Origin of the sequence: Nocardiopsis quinghaiensis (assembly GCF_008638365.1) — a bacterium.
Classification (GTDB): Bacteria; Actinomycetota; Actinomycetes; order Streptosporangiales; family Streptosporangiaceae; genus Nocardiopsis; species Nocardiopsis quinghaiensis.
On the sequence record NZ_VWVU01000047.1, the window covers coordinates 1 to 20,899 of the forward strand.

Genomic DNA, 20,899 nt, shown 5'->3' on the forward strand with positions numbered 1-20,899 from the left:
TAGGACCTCGAAGCGGGGACGGGCAGTGCTGCGTGGATGACGCCCGACAGGGCGTCGAGGTCGGCTTCGTAGAAGAACCCCACCCAAGGGTCTGCAGGTTCCTGCGCCCTGGCGAAGGCGTCGTAGGCCCTGGCGAGGGATTCCCCGGACCGCTTGCCGTCACCGAGGACGGCGTAGGCCCACGCCACGTTCGCGCACATCAGGGCCACGGTCCGTTCGCACCCGGAGTCCTGGGCGGCGATCTGCCCCAGCTGGAGGAAGCGGAGGGCCTGGGGTGCGTGCCCGCGGTGCAGGTGGAGCCTGCCCATCCGGTACAGCACGTTGGCGGACAGGGAGGGCTCCTCGATGTATTGGGCCTGTTCCAGGGCCCGGGAGAGATGGGATGCGGCCGTGGAGTAGCGGCCGACATCGAAGCTCGCCCACCCGGCGAGGTTGTGCAGGTCAGCGATGGCGCGATACATCTGGCGTCCGACATCCTGGGTCAGTTCGGTGGCTGTCAGAAGGCGGTAGGCGTAGGCGAGCTGCGTCATGATCGCGTTCAGGCATGAGCCGCCGCCGAGTTGGTAGTCGGTGGCTCGGAGCGTCTTCGTGGCGGTTGCCACCCGTGTGACGTCGACCGACGTCACATGAGGAGGAGCCGCGCCGCTGGAGCCGGGTCCTCATCGCCCCTGTGAGGGGTAGCAACCCTTCGACCAGGGGCCGTGGGGTCCACTGACGTCGCCTTCATCGCCCCTGCGAGGGGTAGCAACTTGTCTGGCGCCGGGAGCTATGGAGGCTCTGGTGTGTGCCGCGTTTCGTGATGACTAACCTGGCCCGTATGGAGCTCAAGGGCCTTGGCCATGCAGACGTACGGCTGCCTTCACCTCTGGAGGAAGTCGATGATGAGCTCCTGCGCGAGCACGGGGTCCGCTTGCTACTCAAGCGCGATGACCTCATCAGCGCCGAGGTACCGGGCAACAAGTGGCGCAAGCTCCACCCCAACCTCCGTGCGGCACACGGGCAGGGCCACTCCACGCTGCTGACCTTCGGTGGGGCCTACTCCAACCACATCCGAGCGGTGGCCGCGGCCGGCAGGGCGTGCGGATTCTCGACCATCGGCATCATCCGAGGCGAAGAGCACCTTCCGCTCAACTGGTCGCTCACCTACGCCACACAACAGGGCATGCGGCTGGAGTATCTGGACCGGACGACCTACCGGTCCAAGCACACATCCGCAGTCGTCGACGGGTTGCGCGAACGGTTCGGCGACTTCTACCTGCTGCCCGAAGGCGGAAGCAACGCCCTGGCCGTGCGCGGCTGCGCTCCGATCGCCGACGAGATCGACGAGGACTTCGACGCCCTCTGCTGTGCGTGCGGCACGGGTGGAACACTCGCCGGTCTGGCGGCAGGCCTGGCCCCAGGGCAGGAAGCCATCGGCTTCTCGGTGCTCAAGGGCGGTGACTTCCTCACCGAGGAGGTACGCCGGCTCCAGGAGGAGGCAGGCGCGGTGACCGACAACTGGTCGATCGAGACCGGTTACCACTTCGGGGGATTCGCCAAGCACTCACCTGGGTTGGCCGCCTTCATCGAGGAGTTCCACGCGCGCCACGGGATGCTGCTGGAGCGGATCTACGTGGCCAAGATGCTCGCCGGGGTCTACGACCTGGTGGCGCGCGGCAGGTTCCGCCGGGGCAGCACCGTGGTCGCGCTCATCACCGGCCCGGCTGAGAGCTTGGGCGGGTGAACCAAGCGCTCACAGCTTCATGTGGTACTCGCGGATGGTCCTGTGTGAGGAAGCATGGTCCACCCAGGTGAGATCCCACTCGCCGGAGTTGACCGTGAAGTCCTTGCCGAACCCCAGCCACTTGCCCTTCATGGCGCGCCCCATCGGGTTGATGAGGAGCTGCAGGGTGCCGTGGTAGCCCGCGCCGCGGTAGTAACCAGTGGGCGAGGTCCGTTCGCTCCAGGAGCCGCTGGCCACACCCTTGTCGAGATCCAGTTGCAGGTCCAGTCGGGAACCGGTGGTGTGCGGCAGGCTCTGTCCGACCAGATGCGTGCCTTCCTGGCGGAGGACGACGTAGTGCTCGCTGGTGAATTCGCTGTGTCGGCTGCTGCTGGGGTAGCGGTATCGGCTATGCCAGATTCCCGAGTAGTCCTCGTCGGCGCGCGTGCTTCCGTTGCCGGGCGTGAGCGGGTCTTCGTTGGATGCGTTGACCGGTAGGGACGCGGCCAGCGACAGACCCGCTGAGACCTTCAGGAACACGCGGCGGGCATTGGGCCCTATGCCGCCGGAGACGGACCAAGCGGCCACACCACGGGCGATGTCGTGGACGTCCAAGGACTCCAAGCGCTTCGCGAGCGCCAGGGCCTGCTCGCCCTCCGTGTCGGCATCGGGGGTTCCATGGGCCACGAGGAGGGGAAGCTCATCGGCGACGGACTTCGCCCGGTGGGCGGGGTCCGTGCCTCGGTGGTCGGCGCAGTCGGCGACCAGGTCGGCTACGGAGCACTCGTACAGTTCTGCCAGACGGGCCAGGATCTCCAAGGACGGCGCGTAACCGGTCGGTGAGGGCCATAGCTCCCAGTAGGAGAAGTTCTTGAAGGTCTTGGGAGAGGCGGGCCAGCGGTCGTTCCACCGGTCAGCGGCCTCCCGCTGGCTCCAGCCGCGAACCAGGCGGAAGGCCACACGGGCGTTCACGCGGTAGCGCTTCCGGAAGGCCTCGGCCACCTCCACCCATGACATCCCCTGTGAGCGGAGCCGGTCGGCTGTCGCCTTCTGCTCCTGGCGAGCGCTACGGGCCTTCATCGCCATCGTGCCTCCCGCGGTCGGGCGATGTGTTTGATGGACGCTAACGGTCCGGAGAGCCAGCGCAAAACCTCCCTGTTGAACAGGAAGATGTTGCAGCCAATCATCATGGTTGCTCTGGGTGGTCAGCGCAACCGTTCTCCAACAGGCTTGAACCCACACACCAGGGACGACAGTCGTTGTTTTCGCGGGACACCGCTCTGCGCGGTTACCGGGAACAGCGGCCTCGGCGCCAGTACGGAGGGGTGCATGTGGGAGCGACACAGAACTACCGGGCGACGGTTCCGGCTGACCACAGCGGCGTGGCCCGCGACGGAGGTGCCCGGACCGCTCTCCACACTCCTGGCGCTGCACCGTCACCGTGGCGGAACGGGCCGGTAACCGCAGTGGGTTGGGAAGTGGCGGATGACCGTGTGCAGTACTCGGCCGCTGAGCAACTCCATGAGCGTCACCACCGCCTGTGGTGGGTGATGTGGGGGCCCGGAGCCAGGAGGTACTTCGCCTTCTACCAGGGCGACGCCGACCTCGCCCCCCTCTCGGACGCCTCTGCCGAAGGGCTGGAGATCCAGATCAGGCGTGCTCAGACGGTGATCGCCCGCACCCACCCGGCGTCGTACTGGCGGTGCCCCGTCTCGTGTTGCTCCTGGACCTCGATCAACCCCGTGTCCCACGCGCCCTGCCCGCTACCGGTCCCTTCGTACCGATGACCACAGTCATCACAGCACCTCGCATTCCGTGCCAGGACCTGCCCGACTCCGAGCACCTGTTCGGCAACGCTCTGCAGCAGCGACGTGTCCGCCATGTCTGTGCTCCCTGCCCGATCCGAGTGGACTGCCTGGCCCGAGCCCTGACCGAGCGGGCCGACATCGGGCTCTGGGGCGGGCTGACCCACGCCGAACGCCAAGCGCTGCGCCGCCGCCATCCCCAGGTGAGCGACTGGTTCGCCTTTCTCGCCCGTAACCCTGCTGTCCCTGTTGGAAAGGACAACCGCACGTGACCTCTGGTACTACCGCGTTCCCTGCGACGGACACCGAATCCGAAGCACCCCTGACACCTGCGGAGGTCGCGACCCTCTTCCGCGTGGACTCCAAAACCGTGGCTAGGTGGGCGGCCCGCGGACTCCTGTCCAGCTTCAGGACTCCTGGAGGGCACAGGCGCTTCCTCGCCCGTGAGGTGTACTCCCTGCTGGCTCGGGACTTCACCCTGGCCGGAGGAAGCTGACCTGACAACGGTCCGTCCCTTCCGGAAGCCGGGACGAACAACACCAGAGCGGTGCGGTGGGGCACCTCTTCGGTCCGAGAGCTGTACGCGCTACCGCCCTCTCCTGCGAGGTCCGGCCATCTCCCCGGCCGAACCCCACTCAGGCGAGGACAACGAGAACGACACCCGAGGCAAAGGAGCTGGACCAGTGTCCATCCCAGGACCCGCCGAGTACAGGGGGCTTCCCCGTCGCTTCCGACAGAAAGAACATGGGCGGTCGGACAGCGGCCCAGTACCGCGCCCCTGCATCCCTCATGGGGAGCAAGTCGCTGTCGGGGTGATGGCGCAGCGTCAGGAACAGCCCCTGAACGATCCGACCTGTCTGGCCGTGCTGGGACATGCCTTCGCGAGTCAGGCGTGTACAAACACCGGAATCCGGGCCACACCCACCGTCGGCTTCGCTCCGCAGGGCGACCTGTCAGAGCTTGCCGGCGCTGTTCGTCGCCTGCTCCGCCACCGTCCCGATCTCGCCCGGCCCCTCACCGGCTCCGAGTATCCCTTTCTCTGATCCGAGAAGGGAGCCCGGTCCAGCGGGCTTCCACGACGAGGGCGGAAGGAGATCACCAGGACCATCCTTTCGCGCACCTCCGGGCCCATATCCGGGCCCGAGGCGAGTGCCCACCTCGTGACAACACACCACACAAGGAAGACACGAAAGCCATGGACTCCAAGAACACCAACGCATCCACATTCGCCCTGGAAGTGCGGGTGACCGACGAGGCCGTCAACGACGACGGTCTCGTGCCCTGCGACACCAGCGACGGCTGCGGCTCCACGTGCGCGAGCGCCTGCACCAACAGCGGCCTCTGAGCCGCCTTACCCCCTGATGGACGAAGGAGGAGAGCGGTGCACGAAACCCCCGATCTGATCCTGGACGTGCACGTGACCGAGGACTTGGTGGCGGCCGACAGCCTCACCGTGCTGGTCAGTGACGGCGGATGCGGCGCGACCTGTGCGTCAGGCAGTTGCGTCAGCGGAACCTGACACCTCTCACCAAACCCGGGGGCGGGGACGCCCCCGGGCCCAGACAGCGAACGATCAAGGAGGAACCGTGAGCGCCTTGTACCGGGCCTTGGGCCCGGCGTTGCTGCGGGCGGCCCGACTGCCAAGAGACCCAGAGTCACAGGTGTGGCCCGACCCCGATCACGCTGCCCCTGAAGAGGTGCGGGCCTGGGTATCGGATCAGTGGCCGGGACCATCGGCAGAGGCGGTGCGGCTGGCCAGCCCCTCCCTGTCCGCGCTTCTGGACGCCATCACAGCCCGCCGGGTCGATGACGACCGGAAGGTGCGCCGGGCGACCCTGGCACTCATGCGGTACCTACTGCGCGCCACGGGTCGCTCCACCCCGTTCGGGTTCTTCGCCGGTACCGCCCCCGCTTCTTTCGGAGAGAAGACCCGGCTGCGGTGGGGGCTCGATCACCGGGCCGTCACCCGGCCCGATCCGGAGTGGCTGCACCAGGCCGTCACCGACCTGGAAGCTGTTCCAGAGGCGGCCGAGCGGCTGCATGTGGTGGCTGATGACCGGATCCGTCTGCGCGGCGACCACTACGAACTCACCCACGGCAAGAAGCGCATCGAGGTCCGACGGACCGAAGCGGTGCGTCTCGTGCTGGAGGCAGCGTCCACACCGATCACCGTGAGCGCGGTGGCCGACCGTTTGTGCGCGCACGAGCCGTCCGCGCCGCGTGAAGCCGTTGCAGCGATGATTCGCGGCCTGCTCACCCAAGGTTTTCTCGTTTCGGAACTGCGTGCCCCAGGTACCACTCCCGACGTGCTCGGCCACGTCCTGGAGCATCTCGACCGGGCACAGATACACAAAGTGCGGGCGGCTGCTCCTGTCCTGGACCAGCTCCGGAAAGCAGAAACCGACCCGGCCAGCACCGCGGCACCGCTCCGCATCGACCTGCAGTTGGACTGCGACCTGACGCTGCCGAACAGTGTGGCCGAGGAGGCTGCTGTCGCGGCTACCGCCCTGGTCCGTCTGTCTCCCCACCCGGGCGGCGATCCCGGCTGGCGGGACTACTACACCGAGTTCGTGCACCGGTACGGGGCTGGGACGGTGGTCCCACTGGCGGACCTGCTCGACCGCGACATGGGATTGGGCTACCCGGCCACCTATCCCGGGACCCGCCTGTCCCTGCCCCGCGAGCGCACCCCGAACTTCCTCGCCCGGCAAGAACGCCTCCTGGTGCTGGCCCAGCGCGCTGCGGTGCTCGGGCAACGCGAGGTCGTGCTCGACGACGCCGACCTGGACGGACTGGCGGTAGCCGAAGTCGATTCGGTGAGGGTGCCGCCCCACGTGGAGGCCGCGGTGACCGTGTTCTCTGCCAGTCCGGCCGATCTCGATGCCGACCGCTACACGCTGCGGCTGCGTCCGGCCCGTGCGATCGGGACGATGACCGGCCGGATCCAGATCGCGGGCTCACCGTTGGCAGCGGCGGTCTCACGAATTCCGGTGACCACCGCAGGAGCGTTCCCCGCCCAGATGAGCTTTGCGCCGTTGACTCCAGCGGCCGACCAGGTCGCACGCACCCCGCGCTTCTTGGACCACGTGTTGGCATTGGGCGAGCACCGGCCCGAGGGGGAGCCCGGCGTGCTCACCGCCGCAGACCTGGGTGTGCTGGCAGACCGGACCCGTCTGTACCTGGTGCACACCCCCACAGGCCGCATCGTCGAACCACAGATGATGCACGGACTGTCCCTGGACTCCCAGACACCCGCGCTGGCCCGGTTCCTGGCGAACTTCACACGAGGATTGTGCGCCTCCTACCAACAGTTCCCCTGGGGCGACTCCGGCCTTGCGCTGCCGTTTCTGCCCCGGATCCGCTACCGGCGCACCATCCTGGCATCGGCCCGGTGGATGCTCACCAGAGACGACGCACCCCTCGGGCGGGATCGGGAACAGACCCTGAAGGCCTGGCGCCACCAGTGGAGGGTGCCCGACGCCGTCGGCCTCGTGCACGGGGACCGGGTACTGCCGGTCGACTTGGAAGCGGCTGCGCACAGGGCACTGGTGCTCGCACACCTGGACCGGCACGGCCGGGCCCTGCTGACCGAGGTACCCGACCCGGACGCAGACCTGGGGTGGATCGGCGGTCACGAGCACGAGGTCGTCGTGCCACTGGTGACCACACTGCCTCCGTCCCCCTCACCTCTGGAACGGGTCTGCCCTGTCACTGTGACCGATCGCGAACGCGGAGACTTCCCCGGATCCGAGGGAGCGCGCTGGGTGTTCGCGAAGGTCTACACCCACCCACACCGCCAGAACGAGATCCTCACACACCACCTACCCGCCCTCCTGAACGAGCTGGGCGACCCGCCCTGGTGGTTCCTGCGTTACCGCGAACCCCGAGACGCCGATCACCTGCGCCTGCGTATCCGCGTCGGCTCCTCCCAGGAGACCTCCCGGGCTGTGACCGCCCTCGGGTCGTGGGCCGAGCGCCTGCGCGACTCCGGGCTCTCTCCCCGCCTGGCCTTCGACACCTACCGGCCCGAGAGCGGACGCTACGGGAGCGGGCCGTGCCTGGAGGCCGCCGAAGCGCTCTTCACCACCGAATCGGCCGTGGTTCTGGACCGCCTCGCCCGTGGTGCCACGGACGCCACGGCACTGGCCGCCGCGATGATGGTCCACACCGTGCGCTCCTTCACCGGTGGCACCTGGTGGCTGCTGGGACACCGCGAGGACAAGCGAGCCGATGCGTCCTCCGCACACGTCCAGCAACGAGCCGCCGAGCTCGCCGCACACCCGACCCATCCCGACCTGCACCGTGCACTGATCACCTACCGGACCCGATTGGACGAGCGCCCCGGGCCCGACCCCGACACGGTCTGTTCCTCACTGCTGCACATGCTCCACAACCGTGTTCTGGGCATCGACCGTGCCGGGGAGCGCACTTGCTACCGCACCGCCCGGCAAGTGGCACTGACCTGGCACCACCGTGCCGAGAGGGCCCGCACGTGAACACCACCGCACCACCGAGCCGGGGCCTGGACCGGGTGCCCGAGGACATCACCGACCCGGCTTGGGGCCAGTCGCTGTCCAACGGCGCTCTGGGACCCGCGCTGTTCCACCTGACCCGAGCCACCACCGCCCCCGACAGCGCCGACACCGCGCTGGCATGGTTGCGGGCCGCCACCCGTACCTCCGTCTCCTCCCACCCCGACGGCGCCCTGTTCTGCGGAGTCACCTCCCTGGCCTACGTGCTGGCCATCACCCGGGCCGGGGACGCCGAGCTCCGTCGGCGACTGCACACCCATGTACTCACCCTGACCCGAAAGCGTCTCCACACAGCGCACCGGCGTCTGGCCGACGACGCGACCACGACCCCACGCGAATACGACCTCATCGGTGGACTCTCCGGGCTGGGCGCCTACCTGCTGACCACCCAACCCGACGGGGACACCACCCGCGCGGTGCTGTCCTACCTGGTGGCCCTCACCGAGCCCCGCCACGTGCACGGGAGACAGGTGCCCGGATGGTGGACACGCCTGTCCCCGAAAGGACAGGAGAGCCCCGGCTTCGTCCACGGGCACGCCAACCTGGGAATGGCGCACGGCATCGCCGGACCCCTAGCCGTCCTGGCCACGGCCCTGCACCACGGCGTGGAGGTCCCCGGACAGGTCGACGCCATCGAGTACATCGCCGCCTGGATGAACATCTGGCGCCACCGCGACGACGACGGAGTGTGGTGGCCCCGCTGGATCACCTGGCCCCAGTACCTGGAACAACAACCCGTGGAACCCAACCCGATGCGGCCGACGTGGTGCTACGGCATCCCCGGACAGGCACGCGCCCAGCACCTGGCCGCCCTCGCCCTCGGCCGAACGGGGCGCGCCGCCGAAAGCGTGGATGCGCTGGCGGCCTGCGCCACCGACCAGGACCGGCTGGCCGCACTCGACGCAAGCCTGTGCCACGGCCGCTCCGGGCTGCTGCAGACCCTGCGCCGGACAGCCGAGGACGAGGGCACCGGACGCCTCGACAAGGTGGTACGAAACCTGGAACACCAGGTCACGGTGCGACCCAGCACCGGCACCGGACTCCTGGAAGGCTCCTCCGGACAAGCCCTGGCACACCTGCCTGCTCCCGCCCACCGCACCCGGTGGGACACCTGCCTGCTGATCACCAGCTGACCGCGAAACCGACCACGAAAGTAGGGCACACCCGTGACCACTGCCACCGATCTGCGCAACAGCCTGGTCGACATCCTCCGCTCCCAGGGATGGGTCAACGACCCGCGCGTGGAGAAGGCCATGCGTGAAGTACAGCGCGACCTCTTCCTGCCCGACGAGGACCTGGAAACGGCCTACGCCGATCGCAACATCGCGATCAAGAGCGGTCCGGCAGGAGAGTGCCTCAGCTCCGCCTCCACGCCCAGCATCGTCGGCATGATGCTCGAACAGTTGGAGACCGAACCCGGACAGAACGTGCTGGAGATCGGTGCGGGAACCGGCTACAACGCCTCCCTGCTCACACATCTGGTGGGACCGACTGGGTCGGTCACCTCCATCGACATCGACGCCGACGCCATCGCCCACGCCCGCGCCGCCCTGGAACGGGCCGGAGTCGACGGGGTACGCCTGGTGCACGGCGACGGTGAAGAGGGGGTCCCCCAGCGCGCTCCCTACGACCGGATCGTCATCACCGCCGGGTCGTGGGACATTCCCGGCACCTGGTGGGACCAGCTCGTCGACGGAGGCCTCTTGATCATTCCGCTCAGGTTCCGGGGCACGACCCGGTCGATCGCGTTCCGTCGCCACGGTGACCGGATGATCAGCGAGACCGCGCGCCTGTGCGGGTTCATCCCCATGCGCAACGACGACGGCGAACACGACCTCGACCTCGGCGGCGGTGTCATGGTGCGCTATGACGAAGACCAGGGCATCCGCTCCGACGACCTGGCCGGGGTGCTGGACACTTCTCCCACCGCCACTTGGTCGGGAGTCACGGTCGGCGTCGAGCCGATCCACGGCCTCGGGGGACGGCTGGTCGTGGCCGAGCGGGGGACCAGCCGTATCGCTGCTCAGCCTGAGGCGGTGAAGTCGGGTCGGGCGCGACCGGTGATCCCGTCCATGACCCCCGCGGTGATCGAGGGTTCCTCGCTGGCCTACCTCACCCACCGACGCGAGGAAGGTGCCCGGGAGTCCGAGCTGGGAGCCATCGGCCACGGCCCGGCCGCTCAGGAACTGTGTGCCCGGATCGTGGACCACGTGCGTGCCTGGGACAAGGACCGTGAGGACCGGTTGGCGTTCACAGCCGCCCGTGACAAGTCCCTGCTCGACGGCACATCGAGGCGTTTCATCACCAAGCGGACCACGCACCTGCTCGTCACCAGGCCGTAGCCGGCCAGGGGTGTGCCTGGACGGTTAGCATCGTCCCGGCACACCCTTTCTTAGGTGCTGGCCTCCTTGGTCCAGCGGGACAGTCCATAAACCATTTCCGAATGTTCGCCCAGGTCGAAGAACGGAACACCCACATCCTGGAATGCCGTGAATCCCTTGAGGTGAAGGTGCGGGCCTCGGTGAAAGGTAGGCGGGTGGTGTCGCTGGCCACCAAGCACCGCATCCGCGCCACACTCCGCAGCACCCTGTCCGAAGCGGTGCGGCGTCCGGACCTGCCGGTGTTGGTAAACATCGCCTCGCACGTGCGGTTGCCGTCGTGTCCGCGTACGAAGCCGCTGGTGTGGACGGCCGACCGGGTGCGCCAGTGGCAGGTGGACGGGGTGGTGCCGGGGGAGGTGATGGTGTGGACCCCGGAGCAGACCATCACCTTCCTGACCTACGCCAAAAAGTACGTGTGGTTGTTTCCGTTGTTCCACCTCATCGCCGTCAAAGGACTCCGGCAGGGCGAAGCGGTCGGGCTGCCGTGGGTGAACAACCGGCTCACCGATCAGCAGGTGGATATCCGCACCCAGGTGATCACTTTGGGCTGGAAGGTGGCCACGACGACGCCGAAGAGCGCGGCAGGACAGCGCACCATCACCCTCGACAAGGACACGGTGAAGGTCCTGCGCTCGTGGAAGAAATTCCAAACCGAGGCCCGCCTCCAAGCAGGGCAGGGCTGGAACGACACGGGGTTGGTGTTCACCCAGTCCGATGGGTCGGGCTGGCATCCGGGGCAGGTGACCCGGTGGTTCAACCGGATCGCGAAGGCGGCGGGGTTGCCGCCGATCCACCTGCACGGGCTTCGCCACGGCGCCGCCTCCCTGGCCCTGGCCGCGGGGGCGGATGTGAAGGTGGTCTCCGGAGAGCTCGGGCACGCGACCACGCACTTCACCCAGGACACCTACCAGACGATGTTCCCCGAGGTGGCGCGGGCGGCGGCCGAGGCCACCGCCGCGATGCTCAAACCCGCCACGTAGTGACGGTGGTGTAGCCGAATTGGCGAGCACACCAGGAGCCACACGGCATCACCAACCCCAGGTCAGTCCACGGGTCCACCCCAACTGGCCTGGGGTTTCCTCATCCCCGGGACCGGTGACCGATCGGATCAAAGGTCCCCTGGTGCGCTGCGACTTCGCGGGAAAGTTCGTGAAGACCTTCTGTGCGTGATCATGGGAATGTCTTGACTTTAATTATATGCATTATTCCCAGAGTTTCCAGGCGATGCCGAGCATGGCCAGGAAGGCAGAGGCCTTGCGCTCCCAACGCACGTTCAGTCTCCGGTAGGAGCCCAGCCAGGCGATCGAGCGCTCGCCCTTTTGTGCCGGTGCCGTCCCAGTCGTTGGGAGATCTCGGTCCCGGGGCGGGCCAGGGCGCACCCCGATCCCGCGCTCGCGCAGCCAGCGGCGCTGATCCCGGGAGTGGTAGGCCTTATCGCCGTGGAGCTTGGCTGGACGTCGCCGCCGGGGCCTCGCCGCGGCCGCACCGCGGGAATGCCCCGGACCAGGGGCTGGAGTGCCTCGATGCCGTTGACGTTGGCCGCTGAAATCACGCAGGCCAGCGACAACCAGGGCCTTTGCTGACCTGCGCAGTCTCCGCCGCCAACGTCAACGACGGCGAAGCACTCCCATCCTTGGCCCGAGGAGCCAAGGCCTCCACCTTCCTGGCCATGCTCGGCATCGCCTGCCTCCTCATCTGCTACAAGCGCCTGACCGAACACGCCGATGACTCTCGCAGAGGAGCTTTCTTCTTTGTAAGAACGCTTGTCCGTTAATTTTTCCTGTGTCACAAGAGGCAGGAGCGCTGTGCCCTGGGATCCGGTTCTGTAGGCCAGGGGTGAGCTGTCGAGGCCCTAGACTGCCGCCCCGTCAGCCAGCCGCACCGCCAACATGACGACGTCGTCGTCATGCGCGGCACCGGCGACCTTGTCAGCGATCTCTCCCAGCAGAGCAGACAGTGGCTCGCGGGTTCCGGATGCGAGCATGTACGCGGTGTGGGAGATGGCCGCGTCCAGATCGTGTCCCCGGTGTTCGACCAGCCCGTCGGTGAACAGCAGCAGAGTGCTACCCGGCTTCAACAGCCGCTGGTGGTCGGTACGGGGCCAGTCCGGGATATCAGGGTGGAAGAGCAGGTTATGCTCGCCCAATTGATCAGTCGTGCCTTCGGCAGTGGCGACTAGGGGCGTCATGTGGCCGACGTTGGTCCAGGTCAATAGCCATCCCTCTGGCTGTGGTCTCAAGTAAGCGTGCAGCATCGTGCCGCTGGCGTGGACGCCCAGTTCCCGATTGGCGTGCTCGAAGGCTGTGATGGCCCGCACGGGCCCGTGCCCGGTGTGGTCTATGTCGGCCTGGCGCAGCATGCTGCGTACCTGGCCCATGAGCGCGGCGGCGTGGATGTCGTGGCCGGTGATGTCGCCGACGGTGAGCGCCACCGCCCCGCCCGCGTCGTTTCCGGGCAGGGGGTAGGCGTCGTACCAGTCGCCGCCCACCATGTCCTCCTGGGCCGCAGGGCGGTAAAGCGCGGCGATCTCCAGACCGGGGATTTCGGGGAGGTCGGTCAGCATGGCCTGCTGCATCGACCGGGCGGACCGCACACGATGGTCCACGAACACCGCCCGCTCCACCGCGCGGGCGGTGTATCCGGCGAGGGAGCGCAGCATGGCGCGCTCCACCACGTCTATCTCGTGGGTGCTGTCCCACCCCAGCACGAGCGCACCCAGGGGTATGTGCGTTCCGGGAAGTGGGACGCACACGGCGCTGGACAGCCCCAGCAGGGAGAATGCGGCGCGCGCCTCGGGGCTGTAGTCCCGCAGCTCGTCGGTGTCGGGCACCTCCACGAGGGTGTTGGTGCGCACGGACAGGGCCGTGGGCCAGTCGCTGTCCAGTCCGTACTCCTCGTAGGCCACGTCCATGGTCGAGGGGTCCGCGGTGTCGACGACGCGGCGCATCCGGTCGTCCTCAACCAGTGCCAGCCCCACGTAGACGGGCTTGAGGTCGCTGGTGACCAGGTCCTTGATGGTGCGCCGCACCTGGGCCAGGCCGGTGGTGTCGGCCAGGTCGTCGGCGGCGCGCAACAGCAGTTGGGAACGCTCGAAGGAGCGCTGGGCCTGACCTCGGACCTTCTGGGCGCTGCGCGCGAGGATGCGCAGACGCAGTTCCCCGCTGCAGGCCAGACCCAGGTCGCGCAGTGTCTCGCGGTCCTGATCGCTCCAGGCCCGCGGCGCGGTGTCGACCGCGGCCAGGACGCCCAGCACGTTGCCCCGGTCGTCGGTCAGCGGCATCCCCGCATAGGCCACCATCCCGAGGCCGTCGACGGCACCGGAGACGCAGCCCGAGGGGGCGGATCGGACATCGTCACACATGATCGGCTCGTCCAGGGCCGACCCGTGACGGCGTAGCGAGTCCGGCAGCGGGCTCTGGCGGGAGGAGGCCCACGGCTCTCCCAGCCCCACCATGCCGGGGAAGACCAGGCGCTCCTCCTCCAACAGCGAGACCAGCGCCACCGAGACCCCGAGCGCGTGTGCGACCAGGCGTGCGAAGCGCTCCATGTCCTCGTGCGACTCGGCGCCCAGACCGGTACGGGACAGGGCGCGCAGGCGTCCGCCGTCCGCTGGCGCACCGGTCCCCCCGGGGACCATGTCGTCGTTGCTCACTCACTCCACCATCCCACGCTGTTCGACAACGGCGGGCGTCCAGCGCCACGTGCCAAGCGTATTGACGCCCGACAATGATCGACGGACGAAGCAGCCACGTGACGATAACGGAAGGGGTGGGAGGAGCGTTCGGTCCTCGGGCGGCATGTTCGGTGGAGTAGCAGCCCACGACCACCGCCGCCGACCGTATCGCTCCGAGGAGCACCCTTCCTGTGCGGCAGAGCGCCCGGGTCCGTTCGCTGGCACAGAGGCCGCGGGCGCCGTCGGCCCCTGCGCGTTGTCCGAGGACCCTCCGTTGGCAAACGCGAGGACCCCGGAGCGCAGACGTGAGCCCCTCAACACGCAGAGCCTCAGGACGCGGACTCCAGGCGGGAAGGAGAACGAAGGCAGGAGACGTGCGGAGCTCAGGAGGCTGGGGCCCGGTGGGGACGGCTGCGGTGCGGGGAATACGTACCTTCAGAAATGTCTTCGAAGGCTACGGAGAAAAGTTTCTTTCGCCGTATGGAAAGTATCGGTCGATGCGTGCCCATGGCAACCTCAATAAGACACACGAAAGGCTGCTGCGACTCGTGGACCACCCCCGTGCGCCCACGAGGCACAGCAGCCATTTTTCCTGTCTGCCTCAGGCGGGTTCACACGGAAAAGAGAATTCCATAAACCATCCACGAGCATACCAGGGCACTGGTTCTATGCCTGCGTCCTTTCCTTCTCGATCCGTGCGTGTACAGACCACTCCTGGCGAGATCGAGCTGAGCATGGTCTTCCCCAGCTGAATCGTGCGCCGAGTCTTCGACCTGGTGGGCACGGATCCGGCTGGCACCCGTCTACCAGAGCCTACACGAGGCGCGCTTCGCCACACGCAAGTGTGTACTCTCTGCCGGAAGCCGTCCCTCGTGGCTTTCTCCGACTATGTTCGGCGCCTCCTTCATGAACGGGCGTTTCCCCGTGCCATCTCCTCGCGCAGCTGCTCCAGGACACCCTTGAGGAGACGGGACACATGCATTTGGGAGTAGCCGAGGCGGTCGGCGATCTCGGTCTGGGTATGGTCACCGAAGAAGCGCAGGAGGAGGATCTCGCGCTCGCGTGCGGGTAGGCGGGCCAGGGCGGGCTTGATCGACTCGCGCTGGACCACCAGTTCCAGACCCTTGTCCTCGCTGCCCAAACGGTCCTCCAACCGTGAGCCCTCTTGGCCGTCAGAGCCGGATGCGTCCGGCGCGTCCAGCGAGAGGGAGCGGTAGGACTCCGAGACCTGGACGAGCTCGCTGACCTCACCTTCGGGCAACCCCATCTGCTGCGCAAGGTCGCGGACCGTGGGAGTGCGCGCATGGGTCTGCTGGAACTCACCGATCACGCGTCGCAGCTTCGTCCGGTTCTCCTGGTGGCGTCTGGGCACGCGCACGGCCCAGGTGTGGTCGCGGAAGTGGCGCTTGACCTCTCCGGTGACCGTGGGCAGCAGGTAGGAGATGAACGGTTTGCCGCGGTCGGGGTCGTAGCCGTGGATGGCTTTGATCAGCCCCACCATAGCGGTCTGTTTCAGATCGTCCAGCGGTTCTCCGCGACCCCCGTAGCGGCGTGCGATCTTGTTGACCAGTGGTTGGTAGAGGATCACCACCCGTTCACGCAGTCTGGTCGCTTGGGGATCTCCTGCCTTCAGACGTCTGAGTGCGGACAGGAGCTCCTCGGCCGAGGAGTTCTCGTTTAGGACCGGTCTGTGTGGTCCGGGGATGACGGGTGTGTGGTCGGTGGCCTTGTGTGACGCGTAGGAAGCGATGGTGGACAAGAGGGACCCCCTGGTGCTCTGTCCTGCTGTTGCCTGATGTCTGCCTGGGCGGCAGCGGTCCGACGGCATGGCCCCGCCCTTGGCCGAGGTAAGAAGCTGCGGTCCGGCGGGATGATCGCGTTGCGTGGGTTACGTTCCCTCAGAAGCGGCTGTGAAAGCCATGGAGCGGAATTTTTTTGTCATATGGAAAAGTGCCCTGCCAAGGGTAGGCATAATTGCCCCAATTGGGCAAGCAAAAGGCCGCCGTGCCCATGGGATTTCCCTAATTCCCACGGGTGCGGCGACCGCGTCTCCCGCCCAGAGGCGCCTCGTGCGGGTATTTAATAAATACCCCCAACGAACATATTCAAACCCTGTTGCCACACTTATCTATTTGTCGAACGTGAGTTCGATATATTTTTGCTGGGCATGAAAGTATTGGCCCAAAATAAATTTTCCTGGATGCTGGTGCAAGACCCTCGCTTTGACAGGGCGCGTCGGCCCAGCTCGTTCAGGACCGCCTGGTGGTTCTGGGGTCACAGGCCGAATTCGGTCCAGGTCTGAAATCAGCGGTGAGCGGTGGCGTGCTTGACGCCGGATAAGCCGTTTGCAGGTTTCCATGAGTATCCCGAGATCTGTGCGGACAGTACTGTGGTCAGTACAGAACGCTGGTCCACGCGGAGATATCCGGTCTTCGAAGGTAGTGGCAGCAGCGGCTTCATATCCTCCAGAGAAAATCTGGGCAGCATATCGCTCAAATGACGGTGTGCGCCCGGTAGCTGATTTGCTCGCACTTGCCGATACGCCTTGCCTCTTCCCATCCGGACGGTGACGGCACAATGCTCCGCGAGGTGCGCCCCCTACCTGTACTGGACCTTGCACTGGGGAGCACACACGGAGCGTTTCAGGCCCGGATCCGGTTCGCGCGCCTCGTCTGTTCGACTCGCGCACCCCGTCTGAACTGGGGTTCTGTGGCACACCCGGCGGGATTCGAACCTGCGGCCATCGGATGAGGAGGGTGCCACGGCCAGGATGCCGGGGCACGGCACACCCCACGCGAGCGGAACACGGTGGTCCGGTCAGGTCAGGAGCTCGTCGCGGATCCGGGACAGGCCCTGAGTCAGCAGCCGCGCGACGTGGGATGGGGACAGATTCAGAGCGGCGGCGATGGTGTCGGTGGACTCATGCATGGACAGGCGCATGCGCACGACGCGGCGCTCCTCCGGGGGCAGCCGACGCGTCGCCGTTGCCAACGCCCGGTGTTCGGCCTTGCCGCCGAACAGGTAGGGGCCGGTATCGGGTGCGGAGTCCCGGTCCTCCCCTTCGGCCTCTTCCTGCCAGTGGCGGAAGAGCACGTCACGGGCGTGCTTGGTATAGCTGAGCTCCACACTGCGCTCGATGTCTACGACGGCGTGTGCGGCCCATGCCGCATCAATGCTCATCGGGCGCGCTCACCACTGCTCCGCGTCGACGGCGGTGTTGAGGCTGTCCACGTCCACGGCGGTGTTGTCCGCCATGCGCAGGTGCGCCCGCAGATGCAACAGCCCGGAGTGGACCATGGTCGCGACGGTGTCGTGCGGTACCCCGAGGGTGGTGCTGATCTGTTCGGTGGTGCGCCCCTGGTAGTAGGCCAGGAGGACGGCTCGGCGCCGCGCGGCCATCGAGAGGTAGGACACCGAGCCCGGTTCGGAGCTGACGTGTCCGGTGCGGGACGATCCGATGCGGGTTGGCGTGGTGTCGCGCGGGGCGGAGCGGATTCGCTCGACGATCGTTCGGTGCGCCAGCGATATCACCCAGGCGATCGCCGAACCCTGGTCGGGTGTGTACCGGCCGGCCGAGCGCCATACCCGGACCCATACCGCCCGGGTGACCGCGTTGGACACCGCGGGATCGCGCAGGGCGCGCAGGACGAGGCCGTGGATCGTGGCCGCGCCGTGGTCGTAGAGAGCAGCGAATGCCCGCTCATCACCGGAACCCGTGCGTGTCAACAGGTCGTCGACGCCCACGGGCGGGCTGGAGTGTATGGAAGCCGTCATGGGTGTAGCCCCTTCAGTCGTCGGACACGTGTCTGTCGACCGCCGGTCTTCTGGGGCAGTACACCTTGGATTCGTGCCCTGGCACCGTGATGCGCGTGGGACGCGAAAAAAAGTTACTTCACTCCTAGCACGTATGGGGGCGTTCGTGCAACGGGATCCGCTCTGGCGACTTCTGTGACAGAGTTGGTGGAAACGGCTCTCGGTGCCTGTCTACCCTTACCGGTCGTTCCCCGAGCACCACCAATGTCGGTTGCGGGCCGTTTCCGCCGACCAGAAGGGAAAGCGGTGCCCAGCCGGTGAGCGTTCCCGAGAGCCCGGAGGAGTCACTCCAACGGGTATGGTCCACCGTCGCCGCGGCACTCGACGACGGTTTCGGTGGAACGGACGTGCTGGCGCTGGTCGGAGAGGTGTCCACACGCCTGCTCCCGGTCGACGGTGTCTCGGTCTCGCTGGTGGGCGGAGCCCGAACGCGGGAGACGCTGTACGCGAGTGACGGGGTGAGCGACCGGATCCAGCGGTTGCAGTGCAGCCTGGGTGAGGGGCCGTCCTTCGAGGCCTACGAGGCGCGCAGACCGGTCCTGGTCTCCGACCTCGCCGCTGATCGGGGGTCGCGCTGGCCAGTGTTCGCCAGCGAGATCGGCACGTATCCGGTCGGAGCGGTCTTCGCCTTTCCCCTGCAGCGCGGAGCGATCGGCATCGGGGGGTTGGACCTGTACCGCAGCGAGCCGGGATGGCTGTCCGCCGAGGAGGTGACCACCGCGTTGCGCATCGTCGACATCGCCACGCTGGCACTGCTGGCCCTGAGGGTGGACTCACTCAACGGGGAGTGGGTCGTGTCCCTGCCTCGGGAACGCGCCCAGGTTCACCAGGCGACCGGGATGCTGATCTCCGGACTGGGTGTTCCAGCGGAGCAGGCGCTCGCGAAGCTCCGTGCCCACGCGTTCGCGGTCGGCCGCATGGTGGACGAGATCGCCGATGACCTGGTCTCCGGCCGACTCGTCCCGGCCGACATCGAACTGTGAGGAGCGGGCGCTGACAACGGCAATGGCCATTGGGAAGATCACTGAGCAGAGCATCGTCACAGCTGGAGCGAAAGTAGAGGGACCCTCATGAACGACTCACTACCTTCGGGCACGCGGCGGGAGTCGGATCTGGTGGGCGCCTTCGTCCAGTTGGCCGACACCCTGGTCGATGACTACGACGTCCCCGAGGTGCTGCACCAGCTCGCCGCGCACTGCGTCGACCTCCTGAACGTTTCCGCCGCAGGGCTGATGCTGTCCGACCAGCGGGGCAGTCTGCAACTGGTCGCGTCCTCCAACGAGCGCACCCGCGTGCTGGAACTGTTCCAGATCCAGACCGACGAGGGCCCCTGTGTCGACTCCTTCCAGACCGGTGTGGTGGTGGTCGTCGCGGACCTGTCCGTGGCCACGGAGCGTTGGCCCGTCTTCACGCCCCAGGCCCTGGAGCAGGGTTTCTCGGCCGTGCACGCGGTTCCGCTGCGCTTGCGCGGCGAGGTCATCGGGTCGCTGAACCTGTTCAACCAGCGTCCCGGCGGGCTGTCGGCCGAGGACGCGAAGGTGGCCCGGGCGCTCGCCGACATCGCCACGATCGGCATCCTCCAGGAACGCACGATCCGCCACGGCGAGGTACTCACCGAACAGCTCCAGGGTGCGCTTAACAGCCGGATCACGATCGAACAGGCCAAGGGGCTCCTCGCGCAGGCCGGAGGGCTCGACATGGAGCAGGCCTTCCAGGCCCTGCGCCGCTACGCGCGTAGTCGACACGCCAGGATGAGCGAGACCGCGCACGCGCTCGCCTCCGGGCAGCTCCGCCCCGACGCGGTGCTGGAGCAGGGGCACGCCGACGCCATGTGAGGGCGCGGACCTGTACGCGGACACGGGACCCTGGAGAGAACGGGCTTCTGAGCGCACAGGTGGCACAAGGCGAGCGTTGAGGTGTCCCGACCCCTGACCCCCGACGACATCGGGGTCTTCCTCGGTCTGGACGTCGGAAGGCGCTAGCACCACGCCCATGCCCTCACCCCTGCGGAAAGACCGTCCACGACCAGTGTCGATCCCACAGCGGACCGCGGCTGCGCGCTGTATTGGACAATGTCGCCGCCCTACACAGCCAGGATCGCGAACGTTGTCACTGCAGCCCAGATCCACCTCGCCTTGGTCGTGTCACAGATTGTGGCGCGAGAACTTGTGGAGGATGAAGGGTTTCGGCTGAAATGGCTGTATGCGGGCGATGGGGCGACAGAGCGTGCCTGAGCGCCCGGGCACGCCCCGCGCAGGGCGTCAGGGCGGTAGCGGGCCGCTGGTGGGCGCACACGGTGCGCCCCCAGCCAGGGTCACGGAACGGCAAAGTGCTCCGCGAGGTGCACCCCCACCTGTACTGGACCTTGCACTGGGGAGCACACACGGAGCATTTCAGGCCCCAAATGGGACCTCGCACCTCGTCTGTTCGACTCGCACGCCCCGTCTGACCTGGGGTTTTGTGGCGCACCCGGCAGGATTCGAACCTGCGGCCATCGGATTAGAAGTCCGGTGCTTTCGTGCCTCTACATGCCACAGGATGCCGTTTCGTCCCTATCCACCCGATCACCGCCATCGTTTCGTGCCAAGAGGTGTCGCCCGGTGTCGTGTCAGTCCGGAACTGCGGAGCACAAACGGAGCACACACCGGCCCTCGGTGGCGTCCGATGGCACCTCGCGAGGTTCTCGCTGTGTGACTGGTGCTGGTGAACATCATCGGGCACGGTCGGAACGATCTACTCAAGATGGGATGGACCGTCGGCTATGGTGCCGCCTCCGTGGTGTTTGCTGTTGGTGCCTGTGTTGCTGTGGCCTGCCAACATCATGATGACTGCGGATGCCGACCGCGGCCTCCTTCTCGAGGCAGCACTAGATGAGTGATTCCAAGGGGTCAGTGGTCGTAGGCCGTCAAAGAGCGTAGGACCGGCTGGCCGGTGCGATCGTTGTGCCAGATCGCGGCGGTCAGCGCCAGGATCCGCTGGAGCACCCGCGTGAT

The 20,899-nt window shown here is 67.1% G+C and carries 16 protein-coding genes, 1 tRNA gene and 3 pseudogenes; 11 read left to right on the plus strand and 9 right to left on the minus strand.

The window, feature by feature from the left end; all coding sequences use genetic code 11:
- The coding region (locus FYX01_RS25575) for an NsdA family TPR-like regulatory protein (protein WP_223830651.1) at positions 1-602 on the minus strand (602 nt) is incomplete at its 3' end.
- 197 nt (positions 603-799) lie between these two features.
- On the opposite strand from FYX01_RS25575, the gene FYX01_RS25580 reads away from it, so the two are divergent.
- The gene (locus FYX01_RS25580) at positions 800-1,723 is read left to right on the plus strand and encodes a 1-aminocyclopropane-1-carboxylate deaminase/D-cysteine desulfhydrase (protein ID WP_223830652.1); all 924 of its coding nucleotides are present in this window, start codon (positions 800-802) and stop codon (positions 1,721-1,723) included.
- 9 nt (positions 1,724-1,732) lie between these two features.
- Here FYX01_RS25580 and FYX01_RS25585 read toward each other — a convergent pair whose 3' ends face one another.
- Positions 1,733-2,788: a hypothetical protein gene (locus FYX01_RS25585; RefSeq protein ID WP_150246320.1), complete on the minus strand. Its 1,056-nt coding sequence runs from the start codon at positions 2,786-2,788 to the stop codon at positions 1,733-1,735.
- Positions 2,789-3,485: 697 nt separating this feature from the next.
- Between FYX01_RS25585 and FYX01_RS25595 the strand changes: the two genes are divergently transcribed.
- From FYX01_RS25595 to FYX01_RS25625, 8 genes and pseudogenes are all read left to right on the plus strand, one after another.
- Complete coding sequence (locus tag FYX01_RS25595; RefSeq protein WP_150246326.1) at positions 3,486-3,779, plus strand: WhiB family transcriptional regulator; 294 nt, start codon at positions 3,486-3,488, stop codon at positions 3,777-3,779.
- Positions 3,776-4,003, plus strand: coding sequence for a BldC family transcriptional regulator (locus FYX01_RS25600; RefSeq protein ID WP_150246329.1), 228 nt, complete (start codon positions 3,776-3,778; stop codon positions 4,001-4,003). The genes FYX01_RS25595 and FYX01_RS25600 overlap by 4 nt, the downstream gene beginning before the upstream one ends.
- 699 nt (positions 4,004-4,702) lie before the next feature.
- Positions 4,703-4,852, plus strand: a complete 150-nt coding sequence (gene fxlA, locus FYX01_RS25605) for an FxLD family lanthipeptide (protein ID WP_150246332.1) — start codon at positions 4,703-4,705, stop codon at positions 4,850-4,852.
- Between the two features lie 36 nt (positions 4,853-4,888).
- Complete coding sequence (locus tag FYX01_RS26405) at positions 4,889-5,026, plus strand: hypothetical protein (protein ID WP_190394491.1); 138 nt, start codon at positions 4,889-4,891, stop codon at positions 5,024-5,026.
- A gap of 226 nt (positions 5,027-5,252) precedes the next feature.
- Positions 5,253-8,003 (plus strand): lantibiotic dehydratase, encoded by a 2,751-nt coding sequence (locus FYX01_RS25610; protein WP_190394492.1) that lies wholly within the window; start codon positions 5,253-5,255, stop codon positions 8,001-8,003.
- Complete coding sequence (locus FYX01_RS25615) at positions 8,000-9,172, plus strand: lanthionine synthetase C family protein (protein WP_190394493.1); 1,173 nt, start codon at positions 8,000-8,002, stop codon at positions 9,170-9,172. Before FYX01_RS25610 ends, FYX01_RS25615 begins: the two co-directional genes overlap by 4 nt.
- A 33-nt stretch (positions 9,173-9,205) precedes the next feature.
- The gene (fxlM, locus tag FYX01_RS25620) at positions 9,206-10,381 is read left to right on the plus strand and encodes a methyltransferase, FxLD system (protein WP_150246343.1); all 1,176 of its coding nucleotides are present in this window, start codon (positions 9,206-9,208) and stop codon (positions 10,379-10,381) included.
- Between the two features lie 101 nt (positions 10,382-10,482).
- Positions 10,483-11,400: pseudogene (locus FYX01_RS25625) on the plus strand (site-specific integrase); the annotation flags it as partial.
- A 222-nt stretch (positions 11,401-11,622) separates the two neighbouring features.
- Here the strand turns inward: FYX01_RS25625 and FYX01_RS25630 are convergent.
- The 5 genes and pseudogenes from FYX01_RS25630 to FYX01_RS25650 all read right to left on the minus strand — a co-directional run.
- Positions 11,623-11,996 (minus strand): annotated as a pseudogene (locus FYX01_RS25630) (transposase); the annotation flags it as partial.
- 276 nt (positions 11,997-12,272) lie between these two features.
- A complete protein-coding gene (locus FYX01_RS25635) occupies positions 12,273-14,072 on the minus strand; it encodes a GAF domain-containing SpoIIE family protein phosphatase (RefSeq protein ID WP_150246349.1) in 1,800 nt (599 codons plus the stop codon).
- 925 nt (positions 14,073-14,997) lie between these two features.
- Positions 14,998-15,852 carry a SigB/SigF/SigG family RNA polymerase sigma factor gene (locus FYX01_RS25640; protein WP_223830653.1) on the minus strand — a complete coding sequence of 285 codons (855 nt, stop codon included), beginning with the start codon at positions 15,850-15,852 and terminating at the stop codon, positions 14,998-15,000.
- Positions 15,853-16,910: 1,058 nt separating this feature from the next.
- Entirely contained in the window at positions 16,911-17,273 is a 363-nt protein-coding gene (locus FYX01_RS25645; protein WP_150246355.1) for a sigma factor-like helix-turn-helix DNA-binding protein, read from the minus strand.
- Between the two features lie 9 nt (positions 17,274-17,282).
- Positions 17,283-17,867: a sigma factor gene (locus FYX01_RS25650; protein WP_150246359.1), complete on the minus strand. Its 585-nt coding sequence runs from the start codon at positions 17,865-17,867 to the stop codon at positions 17,283-17,285.
- A gap of 296 nt (positions 17,868-18,163) precedes the next feature.
- Between FYX01_RS25650 and FYX01_RS25655 the strand changes: the two genes are divergently transcribed.
- Both FYX01_RS25655 and FYX01_RS25660 read left to right on the plus strand, forming a co-directional pair.
- On the plus strand, positions 18,164-18,889 hold the full coding sequence (locus tag FYX01_RS25655; RefSeq protein ID WP_150246362.1) for a GAF and ANTAR domain-containing protein: 726 nt from the start codon (positions 18,164-18,166) through the stop codon (positions 18,887-18,889).
- Positions 18,890-18,976: 87 nt separating this feature from the next.
- Positions 18,977-19,741, plus strand: coding sequence for a GAF and ANTAR domain-containing protein (locus FYX01_RS25660; RefSeq protein WP_150246365.1), 765 nt, complete (start codon positions 18,977-18,979; stop codon positions 19,739-19,741).
- A gap of 626 nt (positions 19,742-20,367) precedes the next feature.
- On the opposite strand, the gene FYX01_RS25665 is transcribed toward FYX01_RS25660, so the two are convergent.
- Together FYX01_RS25665 and FYX01_RS27380 are read right to left on the minus strand one after the other, a co-directional pair.
- Positions 20,368-20,448 (minus strand) — tRNA-Arg (locus tag FYX01_RS25665).
- 346 nt (positions 20,449-20,794) lie between these two features.
- Positions 20,795-20,899, minus strand: a pseudogene (locus FYX01_RS27380) (IS982 family transposase); the annotation flags it as partial.